1 protein-coding gene is annotated in these 854 nt (G+C 57.1%); it reads right to left on the bottom strand.

Going from position 1 to position 854, the window contains the following annotated elements:
• Window positions 1–182: 182 nt before the first annotated feature.
• Window positions 183–854 (bottom strand): hypothetical protein (locus AB4874_RS19845; RefSeq protein ID WP_368393310.1); only part of this gene is annotated, 672 nt, incomplete at its 5' end.

The raw sequence follows: 854 nt of genomic DNA, 5'->3' as shown, positions 1-854 counted from the left end.
CCCATCCTCTTAGACATGCAAGCATGTATTGGAGGGCAACGGATTAGCAATGTCACAAATTTGCACTGTCTAAGCGCATGGCGTCATAATGCGAACCATGCGCTTAGACTTAATCAACAACCCCATTGCGATGCCGCCAGAAGGCGGCATCCACGCCATCAACAGAGCCTATTCGATCTGAATTACAGACGATTCAGCGGGATCCTGATGCCGAGCGACAGAACCTGATCCGAAGTGTTGAAGGTCAGAGGTTGAACCGGGGTACCACCGGCACTTGTCGAAGCTGAGCCGCCTTGTGCCTTACCAAACTGGTAATAGCGATAAGAGGCTTCAAGCATGACCGGATGCGTGCCGACATTCGTCAACTGCATCGAGACGCCCACGCCCACTGAGAACGCCGGCGAGAAAGTTGTGCTTCCTTCGAACGTCCGGACCGGCGTCGCCGCAGCCGCATTGGTGCGCGTCCACTGGCCCACCTTGTTGCCGGCAAGCCCGATCCCCGCGACCAAGAAAGGCTGGATGCGAGAGTTCACGCCCTGCTGCTCAAGCGGAGAGTAAAACAGGTTTGCCATCAATGCGGTGGTTCTGACGCTGCCAGCGGTGATATCGGCATGGGGTCCCGGGGTCGGGCTCGTCCATGGGCCCTTTAGACCGGTTTTCGAGGTTGCGATCAAAGAGATGTCGCCACGAAACCCGTTCATCCAGTCGTAGCCGAACGCAATTGCGGCCAGTCCGCCATTTTTCGATTCCAGATCGAAGTTGACCCTTGGGTCAGCGGGATATCCGGGCGGCAACCAATAGGCATCGTTAAGGGACGTGCGGCCGGCACCGATTTCAGCCCGGACATATGGGCC

It is taken from the genome of Thioclava arctica, assembly GCF_040892615.1.
In the GTDB taxonomy this organism is placed as follows: domain Bacteria; phylum Pseudomonadota; class Alphaproteobacteria; order Rhodobacterales; family Rhodobacteraceae; genus Thioclava; species Thioclava arctica.
The sequence above is the reverse complement of the archived record's forward strand: the minus strand, read 5'-3'. Positions and strand labels throughout refer to the sequence as shown.